This window comes from Arthrobacter sp. TE26545, from assembly GCF_056279005.1.
Genome location: NZ_JBWBQM010000001.1, coordinates 1,171,063 through 1,186,956 on the forward strand (window position 1 = coordinate 1,171,063; position 15,894 = coordinate 1,186,956).

The 15,894-nt window shown below is 68.8% G+C and carries 9 protein-coding genes; all 9 read left to right on the forward strand.

Features of this window, described 5'->3' with window-relative positions; all coding sequences use genetic code 11:
• The first annotated feature begins 34 nt into the window (after positions 1-34).
• The 9 genes from ACZ9CK_RS05150 (at position 35) to ACZ9CK_RS05190 (ending at position 15,823) form a co-directional block, all read left to right on the forward strand.
• Positions 35-1,414, forward strand: a complete 1,380-nt coding sequence (locus ACZ9CK_RS05150) for a DUF58 domain-containing protein (protein ID WP_476049424.1) — start codon at positions 35-37, stop codon at positions 1,412-1,414.
• A complete protein-coding gene (locus tag ACZ9CK_RS05155) occupies positions 1,411-3,888 on the forward strand; it encodes a transglutaminase TgpA family protein (protein ID WP_426302670.1) in 2,478 nt (825 codons plus the stop codon). The genes ACZ9CK_RS05150 and ACZ9CK_RS05155 overlap by 4 nt, the downstream gene beginning before the upstream one ends.
• On the forward strand, positions 3,885-5,408 hold the full coding sequence (locus ACZ9CK_RS05160; protein ID WP_476049425.1) for an RDD family protein: 1,524 nt from the start codon (positions 3,885-3,887) through the stop codon (positions 5,406-5,408). Before ACZ9CK_RS05155 ends, ACZ9CK_RS05160 begins: the two co-directional genes overlap by 4 nt.
• A complete protein-coding gene (locus ACZ9CK_RS05165) occupies positions 5,405-6,331 on the forward strand; it encodes a PP2C family protein-serine/threonine phosphatase (RefSeq protein WP_426302672.1) in 927 nt (308 codons plus the stop codon). The genes ACZ9CK_RS05160 and ACZ9CK_RS05165 overlap by 4 nt, the downstream gene beginning before the upstream one ends.
• Entirely contained in the window at positions 6,318-8,189 is a 1,872-nt protein-coding gene (locus ACZ9CK_RS05170) for an FHA domain-containing protein (protein ID WP_476049426.1), read from the forward strand. Before ACZ9CK_RS05165 ends, ACZ9CK_RS05170 begins: the two co-directional genes overlap by 14 nt.
• Entirely contained in the window at positions 8,186-9,904 is a 1,719-nt protein-coding gene (locus ACZ9CK_RS05175; RefSeq protein ID WP_476049427.1) for a serine/threonine-protein kinase, read from the forward strand. The genes ACZ9CK_RS05170 and ACZ9CK_RS05175 overlap by 4 nt, the downstream gene beginning before the upstream one ends.
• 34 nt (positions 9,905-9,938) lie before the next feature.
• Positions 9,939-10,643 carry a hypothetical protein gene (locus ACZ9CK_RS05180; protein ID WP_426302676.1) on the forward strand — a complete coding sequence of 235 codons (705 nt, stop codon included), beginning with the start codon at positions 9,939-9,941 and terminating at the stop codon, positions 10,641-10,643.
• Positions 10,640-15,085 (forward strand): FtsK/SpoIIIE domain-containing protein, encoded by a 4,446-nt coding sequence (locus tag ACZ9CK_RS05185; protein WP_476049428.1) that lies wholly within the window; start codon positions 10,640-10,642, stop codon positions 15,083-15,085. The genes ACZ9CK_RS05180 and ACZ9CK_RS05185 overlap by 4 nt, the downstream gene beginning before the upstream one ends.
• A 120-nt stretch (positions 15,086-15,205) precedes the next feature.
• A complete protein-coding gene (locus ACZ9CK_RS05190) occupies positions 15,206-15,823 on the forward strand; it encodes a hypothetical protein (protein ID WP_476049429.1) in 618 nt (205 codons plus the stop codon).
• The last annotated feature ends 71 nt before the right edge of the window (positions 15,824-15,894 follow it).

The following is a 15,894-nucleotide window of genomic DNA, read 5'->3' on the forward strand; positions in this document are numbered from 1 at the left end:
CAAACACCCGGTTCCACAAACAAAGGTCTCCACAATGTCTACCGGCACACCCTTGAAACGGGCTGCTGCATCCGCCAGACGCTCCCTGGCTCCGCTCAGGGAGCGTCTCGGTACCCTCGGGGGAGGGGCAGCCAAGCTCCCCGAGAGGATCCCGTCGAAGCTGCACCCTGCCGCCGTCTGGCGTGAGGCGTCCCAGGCCTTGGCCGAATGGCTTGCCCCGTTCCGGAAGAAGCTGAGCAGCCTCTGGCTTGCCTATGCATGGCCCTTCCTGTCCGTGGTCAGCATCCTCGGCTGGGTCGTCCTGGCCGCCGCCATCCTGCTGTGGATGGCCGGGCAGGCCTGGGGCTGGCAGGAGGCAAAGTCGGCAGCGCTCGTGGCCTTCCTGCTGTTCCTCTTCGCCGTGGCCTTTGTCCTCGGCCGCTCCGCCTACGGCGTGGTACTCGACATGTCGCGGACCCGTGTGGCGGTGGGCGATGACGCCGTCGGCAGCATCGCCGTCTCCAACACCTCCACCCGGCCGCTCCTCCCGGCGGACCTGGAGCTGCCGGTCGGCAGCAACACAGCGGTCTTCCACCTGCCCAGGATGAAGCCGGCCCAGGTGCATGAGGACCTATTCACCATCCCGACGGCGCGCCGTGCCGTGATCGTCGTCGGGCCCGTGCGTTCCGTGCGGGCTGATCCGCTGCACCTGCTGCGCCGCCGCGTGCTCTGGACGGACCCGGTGGACCTTTACGTCCACCCGAAGACTACGGTCCTGGCCGGTTCGGCCGCGGGCTTCATCCGCGACCTCGAAGGCATGCCCACCACGGAGCTTTCCAGTGCGGACGTGTCCTTCCACGCCCTGCGCGACTACGTGCCCGGCGATGACCGCAGGCACATCCACTGGAAGACCACCGCACGCACCAACAAGCTGATGGTCCGCCAGTTCGAGGAGACCCGGCGTGCACACCTGGCCATCTCCTTGTCGATCAACACTGACGAATACGAATCCGAGACGGAGTTCGAGCTCGCGATCTCGGTGGCTGCCTCCATCGGCCGCCAGGCCATCCGCGAACAGCGTGAACTCGACGTGCTGACGCAGAAGGGGCCGCTGCGCTGTGAAACCGGGCGGAACCTCCTGGACGATATGACCAGGATCGTGGGCGCACCCATGCGCCGCAACGCCGTCGACCTCGCCCGGACCCTGGCAGACACGGTGCCCAACGCCTCCGTGGTCTTCTTTGTTGTGGGCAGCGGCGTGACCGCAACCCAGCTGCGATCCGCATCGGCCTCGGTTCCCGCGGGGGTGCGGAGCCTTGCCGTTCGCGTACAGGCCGGTGCCGCTCCGGCCCGCGCCAACATCGCGGACCTGACCGTCCTGACCGTTGGCGATCTTGACGATCTTGCCCTGGTACTCCGGAAGGCGGCCGCATGAGCTCCGCCCAAACCCCTCGAGCCCACCGCGCCTCCCGGAAGCAGCAGCCTGCCCAGTCGGCCTTCGCGGACGGCCGTCCGCTGTGGCATTCCGCGCTCGACGCCGGTGCCCTGGTCCTGCTGCTGGGCCTTGGCGTGCTCGGGTTCAGCCAAAGCTTCGGCGGCGATCCGCACTACCTCCTGGCCGGTTTCGGCGGAATCGTGATCGGCTTGGGAATCGCCGCTGCCAATGCGCACTACCGCCTCGGCTTGCTTATCACCGTGGCCCTGGCCTTCGGTGCCTACATGATCCTGGGCACAGCGCTGGCGGTGCCGGATGCGGCCATCGCGGCGGTGCTGCCCAGCCTCGACTCCCTGCGCACCCTGCTGCTGGGTGTGGTGTTCGCCTGGAAGGACATGCTGACAGTCGGCGTCCCGGTGGGCACCGCGGGCGGAATGCTGATCGTGCCCTTCCTCAGCGCACTGATCTGTGCCGTGGCGGCCGGCCTCCTCGCCTGGCGGCTGAAGAGCCCGTACTGGCCGCTGCTGCCGGTGCTGGCGCTGTTCGTCACCGGCATCCTGTTCAGCACCAGCGCGGCCTTCCTCAACGTCGAGCGCGGCGTCGGCGTTGCCATCGGCGCCATCGCCTGGGCGACCTTCCGCCGCGACGTGCTCCGTCGCAACGACACCCGGAGGGTGTCAGCGAACCGTCCCGAGGCCGACGCCCGGGTGGCCCGACGCGGACGTTTGCGCCGCTTGGGGATGGCAGCGGCAGTGATTGCAGCCGCCGTCGGCATCACCGCCGTCGCCTCGCCGCTCATCACCGCCACGGACGACCGCAAGGTGCTGCGCAACAGCATCGTCCCGCCGTTCGACCCGCGGGACTACATCACGCCGCTGGCGAGTTTCCGGGAGTTCGTGAAGGACAAGAAGGACGACACCCTTTTCACAGTCAAGGGCCTGCCCAAGGACGGCCGTGTGCGCCTGGCCGCCTTGGACTCCTTCAACGGCCTGAACTACAACATGGACCCGAACGGCTCCGGCAGCTTCAACAAGGTGGGCGACGCGCGTGCCTTGAACACCCCACCGGAAGATGACGGCGGAGCCGTCGGGAGTACCTACAGCCTGGACATCACGGTGGAGGACTACCAGGGCTACTTCGTTCCCGGCGGACGCCACACCACGGGCATCAGCTTCGCCAACGGTTCGCAGGCGGCGTCCGGCTTGTACTTCAACGCCGGAACGGACACCGCGGTGACCACCAAGGGCCTCAGCCAGGGCGACAACTACTCCGTACGGGTCTCCGATCCCGGCAAGCTCGAACACGGGCAGCTGACCCAGTACGACTTCGCCAAGCTGACGCTGCCGGCGGCTGAAGAGGTGCCACCGGTGGTCGGTTCGCAGGCCAACGAGCTGTCCGCCGATGCGCCCACGGCGATCGACCGGGTGCGGCAGATCGAGGCCCACTTCCAGAAGTCCGGGGCGTTCAGCAACGGCCTGGTGGCCGACGGCCAGCTTCCCAGCCTGCCCGGCCACAGCTCCGCCCGCATCCGCGGGCTGCTGACCGCCAAGCAGATGCTCGGCGACGACGAACAGTACTCCGTGGCCATGTCCCTGATGCTGCGCCACCTGGGCATCCCTTCCCGTGTGGTGATGGGCTTCTACCCGGACCCGAAGAGCCCGGAAAACGGTGCGGCGGACATCCCGATCAAGGGCAAGGACGTGCACGCGTGGGTCGAGGTCGCCTTCGACCGCGTGGGCTGGGTTGCCTTCGATCCCACCCCGCCCAAGGACAACGTGCCGATCCCGCCGGACCCGCAGACCAAGTCCAAGCCCAAGCCGCAGGTCCTCCAGCCGCCGCCCCCGCCGCAGGAGCCGGCGGACCTCCCGCCGGACTCCACCCCTGATGCCCTGGACGCCGACGAGAAGAAGAACAACCCGTGGCTGTTCTGGGGGGCGCTGCTGGCCGCGATCGGAACCGCGCTGCTTCCGCTGGTGATCCTTGCCTTGCCCCTGGCGCTGATCCTGCTGCTGAAACTGCGGCGCCGTAAGAGCCGGCTGAACACCGGGCACCCGGCGCAACGTGTCGGCGGCGGCTGGAGCGAGGTGGTCAGCCTCGCCACCGACATGGGTGCTGCGATCAACGGCAAGGCCACCCGCCGGGAGTCCGCCGAGGTTATTGCCGAGGCGTTCCCGGTGAACAGCTCGACGACGACGATGCTCGCCGGCCGTGCCGATGCCGCGATCTTCGGCGCAGGGCAGCCGAGCGAGGAAGACGTCCGGAAGTACTGGGAAATCGTGGACGGTTCCCTCAAGGACATCACCAGCAACGTCGGCTTCTGGAAGCGCCAGCAGGCGCGCTTCTCGCCGCGGTCGCTGCTCGCCGAAGCGCGCACCGCGATCCGGGACGGCAACCTCAAGCCGCACCGCCTCCGCGCGGTCTTCCGCAGGAACACGGAGCCGGCAAACGATGCAGGAAAGGAACAACAGCAGTGACGAGCGGCCACGAGGAACGGTGCCCGGCCTGCCGCCAGGCCGTGAAACCGGGCGCATCATTCTGCACCAAATGCGGTGCGCCGCTGAGCAACCGCGGTGCCCGGATCGAACGCAACATCAGCCAGGTCCAGATGGCCAGGATGGACCTGGCTGCCCCTCAGGCCGGAAGCGATGCCGGTAGGATCGCCATAGCGCCCGCACCGCCCGGTGCCACAGGACCGGCTCCGGCGGGGCAGCGCGTGCCGCAAGTGCCAGGGGGAGGGACGACCATGAACAACAACGCCGAACTGGTCCCGGCGTCGACGGGCAAACGGCTCGGAGCTGCGGTGCTCGACTGGCTTGGCCCGGCGGTCATCCTGGGTATCGCCCTCGGCGTCGGAGCGGCCGGGATCACCGAGCAGCGCAGCAACGGCTTCATCGTCTACGACACGGGGCTGCTCGTTCTCCTGGGCAGCATCGCCGTCGGGGTGACTCTCGTCTACACCGCGGTGCTGCTTGGCATCGAAGCCCGCAGCGGCAACACGATCGGGAACCAGCTGATGGGCATCCGCAGCGCGGACGCCGACGGGTACGCCCCGGGCGGCGGCATCGTGTTCCTGCGCGGCCTGATCACCGGCGGAGTGTTGCTGCTCACCGTCATTGCCGCCGTCCTGGTGGTGGCACTCGGCTGGCTCGGCATCGCCCTGCTCATCCTTGCTCCGCTCTTCGTTCTGTCCATCGCATGGGCCGTGATCGTTGTGGTCTCCAACGCCTGGGACAAGCAGGGCCGGTTGCGGGGCTGGCACGACAAAGTGTCCAAAGCCCTGGTGTTCGATGTCTCCGCCGGCCGCAACCCGGTGAAGACGGGCGGCATCCCGGGGGAGTACAACTTTGCGCCGATGGACCTGCCGCCGGTCAAGCAGGTGGCGTCCCCGGTGGCGATGCCTGCCGCCAAGGCGCCCGCCCAGCCCGGGCAGCCCCTGCAGATCCCGCAGCCGGGGCCGGCGGACGGCGCGCGGCACGGAGCGCCGGTTCCGCAGCACAACCCGGTTCCGCAGCACAACCCGAACCCCCAGCACAACCCGAACCAATGGCAACCGCCGGTCTCAGCCCCGCCCTGGGCCGCGCCGGCGGGGGAGGCCCAGGCAGCGCACCCCGATGACGACGTCGAGCGTACGCAGCTGCGCCCCGGCGTCCAGGCGGCGGCCCCGGCGGTGCTCCGGATCCGCCTCGACGACGGCCAGGACTTTGAAGTGGGAGCCTCCCTGCTGCTCGGACGCAACCCCGCCGCCATGGCCGGGGAATCCGTTGAGCAGCTGATCCCTGTGTCCGATCCCGGGCGCTCGATCTCCAAGACCCACCTGCAGCTCCGCCGCGAGGGCGACGGCGTCTGGGTCACGGACCGCAATTCCACCAACGGCTCGGCCGTCACCACCCCGGACGGCAACCAAAGCCGGCTGCTTCCCGGAGAGCCCGTTTTTGTCCGCCCCGGGTCCACCGTCCGGTTCGGCGACCGTTTCTTCCACCTAGGACAGGCATGAATTCACAGCCCGCAGCCGCAGCTGCGACCGCCAACGAGTCTGGATTCGGGCTGAGCTACGGCTACGGCACGGACCGCGGCCTCCGCCGCGAACTCAACGAGGACTCGTTCATCGCCTCGGATCCGGTGTTCGCGGTAGCCGACGGCATGGGCGGGCATGAAGCCGGGGAGATCGCCAGCGGCATCTGTGTCCGCACGCTCGGCAGCTACCCGCAGCTGCCTTCGGGCATCCGCACCGCAACGGCGGCGGTACTGCAGGATTGCCTGCTGGCTGCGGACGCCCGCATCCGCAGCGCGACCGGCGCCCGGGCGGGGACCACCCTGTCCGGCGTCGTCGTGGTGGAGCAGATGGGACTGCCGTACTGGCTGGTCATGAACATCGGCGATTCACGCACGTACCTGCTCAGCCAGGGCGAATTCGCCCAGATCAGCGTGGACCATTCAGAGGTGCAGGAAATGGTGGACGCAGGGAGCATCACCCCGGAGGAAGCGAATGTGCACCCGCGCCGCCATGTCGTCACCCGCGCGCTGGGCACCGGAGACGAGACCGAGGCCGACTTCTGGCTCCTTCCCATCCATGAAGGGGACCGGATCCTGGTCTGCTCCGATGGACTCACCGGCGAACTCAATGACGAGCACATCTTCCGGATCCTGAGCACCGTGGGCCACCCCCAGGACGCCGTGGACGCCCTGATCCAGGCGGCCCTGCGGTCCGGCGGGCGGGACAACGTGACGGTTGTTGTGGTGGACGCCAAGAACGTCCTGAACGACGCCGGCGTTGCCACCACCGCGCCGCGGCCGGGGGCCGAGGCGGAAGACGAAGATACCCTGCCGCGCCATGAGCTGCCTACCGCGGGCGACGCCGGAGACGGCGGCACATCCGGTGCGGACGGACACGGGGACGGCGGCGATGGCAAGGAATAACTATGTTCCCGGCGACTGGTTCGGCGTGGTCCGTTCCGGGACGGTGGTGGTGCTCGGCCCCGGCACCGGACCGGAGCTGCTGGAATCCCTGTGGGCCCTGCTGGAGCGCCGCCCGGAGATCCACGAAATCCTGAACGAAGTCACCGAAGCCTTCGGCGTGTCCCTGACCCGCATCCCGGCGTTCGGCATCATCGACGCCAAGGACGCGCTGCGCGTTGTCCTGCGCGGCGACCTCGACCTGGAAACCTACGCCGGTGTGCCGCACAACATCCACGGCCGCGACGTGACCACGTGGACGGAGCGGCGGATGGAGCTCCCCGGCTCCTACCGCCTGCGGATCGGCGCGGCCCAAAGCAACGGAGCGGATTCCGCTGCGGCCGGCTCCCTGCCTTTGCAGGAGGGCGTGGTGTTGCTGTCCGGCCTGGAGGCCACGCTCGTCCCGGGCGAAGAACCCAAGGTTCCGGCCGCCGGACCGGTGCCCGGTGCCCAGCAACAGTCTCCGGAACCCGTCGCCGTTACCTCTGCCCCCGGGCTCCCGACGGCGGAACGGCCCGCTTCGGTCGAAACGATCCTCGCGTTTGAGCCCGAGCCGGCGTCCGAGGCCGCGCCCGCGCTGGCGCCTGAGGCTGCGTCCGCGCCGGAGGCCGAGGCCGGGCCCGCGCCGGCTGGCGGGCCCGTCGACGCGGAGCAGGACGAAGCGGAACAGGTCGATGCAAAACAGCTCGAAGCGGTGCCGCAAGAATCCGAACAGGACGAAGCAGAACAGGACGAACCAGAACAGGACGACCTGGAACTGACGATCGCGCCCGGCCACCTCCATGACGGCTCGGAGGCCACCGACGCGCCCCCGGCCGTGGAGGTCGGTGTGGACACCGGTGCCACCACGGACGAAATTGTCCGGAACCTGGAACAGACCAGCAGCTATGACCACCTGTGGGAGCGGACCGTCATCCGCAGCATCGAGGATGCCGCCGTGCGGGTGAACCCGGACGAGGAGGAGCACGCGGAGCCCACGCCGGCGGTCCGGGCACCCGAAGCCCGGCCGCAGTCGCCGGAGCCGGCCCCAACCCAGCAGCAGCCAGCCCAGCAGCAGCCAGCCCAGCAGCAGCCTGCTCCGCAACACCAGCCTGCTCCGCAAACCGGCGGGCTGATTTCCTCCGTGCCTTGGCTTTCCGGCAATTCCGCCCCCGCCCCGCAACCCTCCGCTCCGCCGCAGCAATGGGCGCCGCCGGCCGCCCCGCCGCCTGCATCCTTCGCGCCCGGCGCATTTTCCGACGCCGGGGACGAAGACAGCGACCACGACGGCCACACCGTCATGAAGAGCAGCCTGGCGAACCTCCCGGCCACCCCGGCCCCGGCCGCGCCCACGGGCGGGGAACTCCTGCCCGATGGAACCAAGCGTCCGCTGGTCCTGGCCCGGGTCTGCCCGCAGGGCCACGCCAACCCGCCCACCTACGCGCAGTGCGCGTCCTGTGGGAGCGCCATGTCCGGCGAGGGCGTCCAGGTCCCGCGTCCGAGCCTGGGCAAGCTCCGCCTGTCCACTGGTGAAGTCATCGAGCTGGACCGTTCGCTGGTCATCGGTCGCCAGCCGTCGGTGTCCCGGGTCCAGGGCGGCGGCATGCCGGCGTTGGTCCAGGTGGAGAGCCCGGGCGGGGACATTTCACGATCGCACGTCGAGGTCCGCCTGGAGGGATGGCACGTGATGCTCTGCGACCTCAAGGCCACCAACGGCACGGTCCTGGTCCGGGAAGGCCAGGCGCCGCGCCGGCTTGCCCAGAACGAGATGGCCATTGTCCTGGACGGCGACATCGCCGAGCTGGGCGACAACATTTCATTGCGTTTCGAGGAGATTCTGTGAGTTCCAAGCGGCCCCCTGCACCACCGCCGCCCCTTCCCGGTTACAAATACATCAGCCACCTCGGCTCCGGGGGCTTTGCAGACGTCTACCTCTACGAGCAGGACCGGCCGCGCCGCAGGGTGGCCGTCAAGGTGCTCCTCTCGGACCTGAAGACCGAAGATGCGCGCCGCCGCTTCGAGTCCGAAGCCAACCTCATGGCGCAGCTGTCCTCGCACCCGTACATCGTGACCATCTTCGAGGCCGAAACCACCGGGGACGGACACTCATACCTGGCCATGGAGTACTGCTCCCGGCCGAGCCTTGACGTGCGCTACCGCCGCCAGCGTTTCAGTGTCGACGAGGTCCTGGCCGTGGGCATCCAGGTGGCTTCCGCCGTCGAGACCGCGCACCGCGCAGGAATCGTGCACCGGGACATCAAGCCCGCGAACATCCTGGTGACCGACTACAACCGGCCGGCTCTGACCGACTTCGGCATCTCCGGCACGATCGGTGACGACAGCGATGACGACGCCGGGATGTCCATTCCGTGGTCGCCCCCCGAGCAGTTCCGCGGCGGCCCGGTGGACGGCGTGCCGGTGGACGTCTGGGCCCTTGGCGCCACGCTCTACACCCTGCTCGCAGGCCGTTCACCCTTCGTGATGCCGGGCCAGGACAACTCCCAGCGCGAACTGATTTCCCGCATCACCAACTCGCCCGTGCCGCGCCTCGGGCGGGCCGATGTTCCCGAGTCGCTGGAGCTGGTGCTGTCGACCGCGATGGCGAAAGCGCCGGAATCCCGGTACTCCTCGGCGCACGCCTTCGCACTGGCACTGCAGCGGATCCAGGCCGAGCTGAACCTGTCGGTGACGCCTTTTGAGGTACTCGCCGAACAGGGCGGCGACGACGTCCACCCGGACGACAACTTCGAGGAAACCCGGGTCCGCAGCGTCGCCTCGATCGATCCCGACGGCGGCACCTCGCCCACCGCTTCCGCGCCGACGTTCCCGGCCCGGACCTTCCCGAATACCCGGACCCAGCCGCCCGCAGTGCAGGCTGCGCCGCGGCCGGATCCACAGACAGCTCCGAAGCCGGCTCCGCAGACAGCTCCCCAGGAGGAGCAGAACGAGTCCACCGTGTTGCGCGGTTGGACGCCGGGCGCCCCCGCTTACACACCGCCGGCCTTCACCGGGAGTCCGGCGCCCGGACCGCAGCCGGCTCCGCACTACTCCGAACCGGACCTTGCCGCCACGGTCAACCGGCCGGCCGCGGCGGAACAGGACAGCGACGGCGGGGAGACCGGTGCTCCCGACCACCGCAAACGGAACCTCGTGCTCGCCGCCGCCGGTTCCGCGGTGCTGGTGGTCGCCGTCGTCGTCGGAATCGTCCTGGGTGCCACCGCACCCCAGAAGGCGCAGCCGATGGAAACGAACAGCAAGCCGCCGGCGGATGCCCTTGACAACGGGGTTGTGCCGGATGTCGCGAACCTGGCAGCGAAGCGCACCGCAGCCGGAAAGCTCCGCTTCACGTGGACAAACCCGCAGCCGCAGGACGGCGACACCTACAAATGGCGGCGGGCATTCGCTGCGGACGCCGACTACCACGCCACGAAGGCCCCGGCGATGGAAATCACCGAGAGCCCCGGCGGCCGGACCTGCATCCAGGTGATCATCGTCCGCTCGGACGGCAACGCGTCACCGGCCGGCGACAGCTCCATCAACTGCTTTATCGGGAAGTAATGAAACACAGCTACGAGGACCAAGGAGGCCGGTCATGGGAGATCTAGCCATAGATTTCTGTGGGGAATGGCATGAGCCGTCTGACGAAGACGTCTTCAACATCGGTCGTGAAGGCGACCTGGAGGTTGACGACAACCCGTACCTGCACCGCCGGTTCCTGCAGATCGCACGCTATGACGGCATCTGGTGGCTGAGCAACGTGGGCAGCATGCTCTCGGCCACCATCGCGGACGGCTCCGGCGGCATGCAGGCCTGGCTGGCACCGGGCGCGCGCATCCCGCTGGTGTTCAGCCACACGAACGTGATTTTCACGGCAGGGCCCACCACCTACGAGTTCGCGGTGCACCTGAAGACGCCGTCGTTCCGCCAGGAAGTCCGCGACGACGACTCTGCCGGCGACACGACGATCGGGCCGGTGGTGTTCACCGACTCGCAGAAGGCCCTGATCGTCGCCCTGGCAGAGCCGATGCTGCGCCGCGACGGGACGGGCTTCAGCTCGATCCCGTCCTCGGCGGAGGCCGCCAAACGCCTGGGCTGGGCACTGACCCGTTTCAACCGCAAGCTCGACAACGTCTGCGACAAGCTGGACCGCGTGGGCGTGGTCGGCCTGCGCGGCGGCGGCGGAAAACTCGCCACGAACCGGCGCGCCCGGCTGGTGGAGCACGCCGTCACCTCGCACCTTGTCACCGCGGAGGACCTGTACCTGCTGGAAAAGATGAGGGGCGTTGACGAAGCATGAAGTTCCGCCTGACTTTGCGCCGCGATCCCGCCGTTGCCAAGGACCTCGCGGTCACCGTGGACGGCCGTGCCACGGTCGCTGACATCGCCGGCGAGCTCTGGGCCGCCGACCCGGACCGCCAAGGCACCGACGTCCCGCCGAACCTCTCCCTCAAGGTCGATGAGGCTTTCGTCGGGGCGGGCATGAGCGGCATCGTGCTGGATCCTGCCGGGAACCTGCTGGAGTCCGGGCTGCGCCCTGGCTCCACGGTGTCACTGACGCAGGTGAGCGAACAGTTCGCTACTCCGGGCGGAAACCGCGGCCCGACGGCGGCGACTCTCCGTGTGCTGTCCGGGCCCGACTCCGGCAGCGAGTTTTCCTTGCCGTTCGGAACCAGCTACATCGGACGCGACCGGGACGTGGACGTCCGCCTGAGCGATCCCATGACCTCCAAACGGCACGCCCGCATCACCGTTGCCGAGACGGTGGAAATCGCGGACACCAACTCCGCCAACGGCCTGCTCATGGACGGGCTGCCGGTAGCGCGGGCCACCCTGAACTCCTCGGACACGGTCACCCTCGGCGACACCACGGTGGGCGTCGTCGCGCTGTCCCGCAACCACGGCGCCGCGCCGAGTTCCCCGCTGGTGGACTTCAACCGGTCCCCGCGCGTGGTGCCGCGCTTCGACCCGCCCAAGAGGGTGGTTCCGGCCGGCCCCAAACGCCCGGACCACCAGGCCTTCCCGTACATCATGCTGATGGCCCCGCTCCTCATGGGCGGTATCATGTTCGCGGTTACCCAGAACTTCCTCTCCGTGGTGTTCATGATGATGATGCCGCTGTTCATCATCGGCCACTATGTGGACCACAAGGTCCAGTCGAAGCGGCAGATGAAGGAGGCCATCAAGCACTTCCGCGCCTCCATGCTGGCGTTCCGCGAAGACATCGCCGAGCAGCAGAACATCGAACGCTCGGTGCGGCTGCAGGAATCGCCGTCCGTGAGCGACACGGTCGACGCGATCTACAAGCTCGGCCCCCTGCTGTGGACCCACCGCCCGGAACACCAAGGCTTCCTGGGCGTGCGCTTCGGGCTAGGCACGGCGCCGTCGCGCATTCCTTTCGAAGAGCCGGGCAGCAATGACACCGAGGCGCAGTACATGCGCGAGATCCAGGAGTGCCTGGCCCAGGTGCGGATGATCGACGGCGTGCCGGTCGTTTCCCAGTTGCGGACCTCCGGTTCCTTCGGCATCGCCGGTGAGCGCGGACTGGTCGACGACGTCGCCCGCGGGATGGTCCTGCAACTGGTGGGCCTGCATTCGCCGGCGGAACTCGTGGTCACCTCGCTGACCTCGGCCCGTTCGCGTGAGCGCTGGAACTGGCTGCAGTGGCTGCCCCACGTCGGCTCCGGCCACAGCCCGCTTTCCGGCGACCACCTCGCGGCAGGACCCGGTGCGGGTGCTTCCCTGCTGTCCAAGCTCGAAGACCTCGTGGAGCAGCGGGAGGCAGCCTCCAAGGACCCGCGGCCGCTGCCGCGCCCGTCCCTGGCCAACGAACACGGCGAAATCGCCGCGCCGGTGCTGCCCACCGTCCTGGTGGTAGTGGAAGACGACGCGCCCGTGGACCGCGGCCGGCTCACCCGCCTGGTGGAACGCGGACCCGACTCCGGCGTGCACGTCATGTGGGTGGCCGCCAACGTGCAGGCCCTGCCGGCAGCCTGCCGCGACTTCATGGCTGTCGACGGCGACCACGGCACCACCACCGGCCAGGTCCGGCTCGGACGCCACACCTACCCGGTGAGCTGCGAGAGCGTCGAAGCCGGGCTCGCCACCCAGCTGGCCCGCATGATGTCGCCGCTGGTGGACGTCGGCAAGCCGGTCGACGACGACTCCGACCTGCCGCGCGCGGTATCCTACGTGACGCTCGTGGGGAAGGACTTCATGGACGTCCCGCAGGCGGTGGCCGAACGCTGGCAGGAGAACAACTCGGTGCACTCCAGCGCCGTGCCCAACCGCAAGGACAACGGCAGCCTGCGCGCCCTCGTGGGATCCAAGGGCGTGGAGCCGTTCTACCTGGACCTCAAGAACGAGGGCCCACACGCCCTCGTGGGCGGCACCACCGGCGCCGGCAAGTCCGAGTTCCTGCAGTCCTGGGTGATGGGCATGGCCTCGGCCTACAGCCCGGACCGGGTCACCTTCCTCTTCGTGGACTACAAGGGCGGCGCCGCGTTCGCCGACTGCGTGAAGCTTCCGCACACCGTGGGCCTCGTGACCGACCTGTCGCCGCACCTCGTGCGCCGGGCACTCACCTCGCTGCGCGCCGAACTACATTACCGCGAGCACCTGTTCAACCGGAAGAAGGCCAAGGACCTGCTCGCCCTGCAGCGCGAAGCGGATCCCGAGGCGCCGCCGTACCTGATCATCATCGTGGACGAATTCGCCGCGCTGGCCTCGGAGATGCCGGAGTTCGTGGACGGCGTCGTGGACGTTGCCGCCCGTGGCCGTTCCCTGGGCGTGCACCTGATCCTGGCAACGCAGCGCCCGGCCGGCGTCATCAAGGACAGCCTGCGGGCCAACACCAACCTGCGCGTCGCGCTGCGCATGGCCGATGAGGACGATGCCACGGACATCCTCGGGGTGCCCTTGGCCGCCTACTTCGATCCGTCCATTCCCGGCCGCGGTGCCGCCAAGACCGGCCCCGGCCGGATCCAGGGCTTCCAGACCGGGTACGCCGGAGGCTGGACCACCGAGAAGCCCCAACGTCCGCGGATCGACATCGTGGAAATGGCCTTCGGTTCCGGTGCGAGCTGGGAAGCGCCGGCTCCGGTGGACGCCGTCAAGGAGGAGCCCGCCGGTCCGAACGACATTTCGCGGATGACCACCAACATCATCCGGGCCGCCGACTCGCTGGGCATCGACCCGCCCCGGAAGCCGTGGCTCAACGAACTGGCCACCACCTATGACTTCTCCAAGCTGCCCAACCCGCGCACCGATGAACGGCTGCTGCTCGGCGTGGCCGACGACCCCGTGCACCAGGACCAGCCAACCGTGTTCTACGAACCGGACAAGGACGGCAACATGGCCGTCTACGGCACGGGCGGCTCGGGCAAGTCGGCGGCGCTGCGCGGCATCGCCATCGCCGCCGCCGTCACGCCCCGCGGCGGGCCGGTGCACGTCTACGGCATCGACTGCGGTTCCTCGGGCCTGAAGATGCTCGACGGCCTGCCGCACGTGGGCGAGATCATCGGCGGTGACGACGTCGAACGTGTCGGCCGGCTGCTGCGCTGGCTCCGCGACATCGCCGACGACCGTTCCGCCCGCTTCGCCGAGGTCCGGGCTTCCACGATCGTGGAGTACCGGAAACTGGCCAACCGGCCCGACGAGAAGCGCATTTTCGTGTTGGTGGATGGCATGTCGGCGTTCCGCGAAGCCTACGAATACAGCCGGCTGTCCGCGCTGTGGGACATCTTCCTGCAGCTGGCCACGGACGGCCGTCCGCTGGGCATCCACCTGGTGGTCAGCGGTGACCGGCCCAATTCGGTTCCGGCGTCGTTGCTCGCCTCGATCCAGCGCCGCCTGGTCCTGCGCCTCAGCTCCGAGGACGACTACATGACCCTGGACGTCCCCAAGGATGTGCTCAGCCCGGCGTCACCGCCCGGCCGCGGACTCCTCGGCGATCTTGAGGTGCAGCTGGCCGTGCTCGGCGGGAACTCCAACCTCGCCCTGCAGGCCCGCGAAGTCACCAAGCTGGCCCAGGCCATGCAACGGCAGGGCATGGAGGAGGCGCCGCAGATCCAACGCCTGCCCGAACAGGTGGACCTGGACATCCTGCCCGCCGGCAGCCTCGACCAGCCGGTCATCGGCGTCGACGACGAATCCCTGGACCCCGCGGCCATCGCGGCCAAGGGGCCGCTGCTGGTGTCCGGCCCGCCCGGTGCCGGCCGCACGGTTGCGCTCGTGACGATGGCCTACGCCCTGCGCCGCTCCAACCCGGACACGGAACTGATCTACATCGGGGCAAGGCGCTCGGCCGTGGCAGGACTCAAGGTCTGGAACCGTTCACTCGTTGGGCCCGACGAGGTGGAGGAGGCCGCCGAAGAGCTCACCGAACGGTCCACGGAACGCCCGGGAACAATGGCGATCTTCATTGAGGGCCTGACGGACTTCACGGATTCCCTCGCCGAAATGTCGATCAACAAGCTGGTCACTGACTCGATCAAGGCAGAGCAGTGGGTGGTCGGAGAATCGGAAAGCTCCACCTGGTCCCAGGCCTGGTCCCTCGCCCAGCCCTTCAAGTCCGGGCGCCGCGGCTTGCTGCTCAACCCCTCGGACGTGGAAGGCGACAGCCTGCTCAGCACTTCCCTGGGCCGGATCAGCCCGGACTTCATTCCGGGCCGGGGCTACATCGTTGGGCGCGGCAGGGTCCGCAAGATCCAGGTGGCGCTGCCGCCGGAGAACCGCAGCTAGCGGCGGTTCTCCGGCGGGGGCCGGTTTAGCCAGCGAATGGATTTGCGGGGTCCGCGCGCGTATAGGAAAATTCCGGGACCATCCCCAATTCCGGGCGGCACCGCTGCCCTTGAGGCCATCATGACCGTTCGCCCCACCCCGAAGCACCATGCTGCCGCCCGTGCGGCGGTGCGGACCCCGTTCGCCGCGTCCCTCACGGCCGTGCTCCTTGTGTTCCTGTTGTGCGCCTTCCCACTGCTGGCCGCGCATGCAGGGGAGTCGGCCAAGCCCTGCCCTCCCGGGCAGGTCTGCCAGGTGGTCCCGAGCATTTCCCCGGCTCCCGTGCTTCCGTCGCCCACACCCAGCGAGACGACGCCGGCGGATCCCGCACCGGTCATCCAGAAGCCGGCGCCGGCGAAGCCCCCGGTGGTGACCCCGGCACCGACGGTCCGGGTGCCCGGCCCCAGCGCGACGCCGGAAGAGACGACGGCGGCCAGCCCGACGCCGTCGGCTGTATCCACCTCCGCGACGCCGACGCCGAGCCATTCGAGCGCAAGCGCGAGCCCGTCGGTCGAATCGAACTGGAACAAGCCCATCGACGACGGCAAGGAGGCCAGCCAGGCCGCGTTCGTCAGCGACAAGCCGGCATCGGGTAACGGCCTTTTCGGGATCCTCGCCATCATGGCAGGCGTGCTGCTGGTGGGCCTCGGCGGCCTTGCCTTCGCCTTGTGGAGCAGGAACCGGATCGGCGTCCACTGAGCGCCCCGGCTTCCGGTTCTTCGCCCGGCTTTTGCTCTGCCGTGAATTGTCCGTGCTTTACGGCAAGATAG

Excerpts from the sequence above, each read along its gene's own strand:
- ACZ9CK_RS05150 (WP_476049424.1), top strand. The coding sequence starts at position 35 with ATGTCTACCGGCACACCCTTGAAACGGGCTGCTGCATCCGCCAGACGC.
- ACZ9CK_RS05155 (WP_426302670.1), top strand. The coding sequence starts at position 1,411 with ATGAGCTCCGCCCAAACCCCTCGAGCCCACCGCGCCTCCCGGAAGCAG.
- ACZ9CK_RS05165 (WP_426302672.1), top strand. The coding sequence starts at position 5,405 with ATGAATTCACAGCCCGCAGCCGCAGCTGCGACCGCCAACGAGTCTGGA.
- ACZ9CK_RS05170 (WP_476049426.1), top strand. The coding sequence starts at position 6,318 with ATGGCAAGGAATAACTATGTTCCCGGCGACTGGTTCGGCGTGGTCCGT.
- ACZ9CK_RS05180 (WP_426302676.1), top strand. The coding sequence starts at position 9,939 with ATGGGAGATCTAGCCATAGATTTCTGTGGGGAATGGCATGAGCCGTCT.
- ACZ9CK_RS05185 (WP_476049428.1), top strand. The coding sequence starts at position 10,640 with ATGAAGTTCCGCCTGACTTTGCGCCGCGATCCCGCCGTTGCCAAGGAC.
- ACZ9CK_RS05190 (WP_476049429.1), top strand. The coding sequence starts at position 15,206 with ATGACCGTTCGCCCCACCCCGAAGCACCATGCTGCCGCCCGTGCGGCG.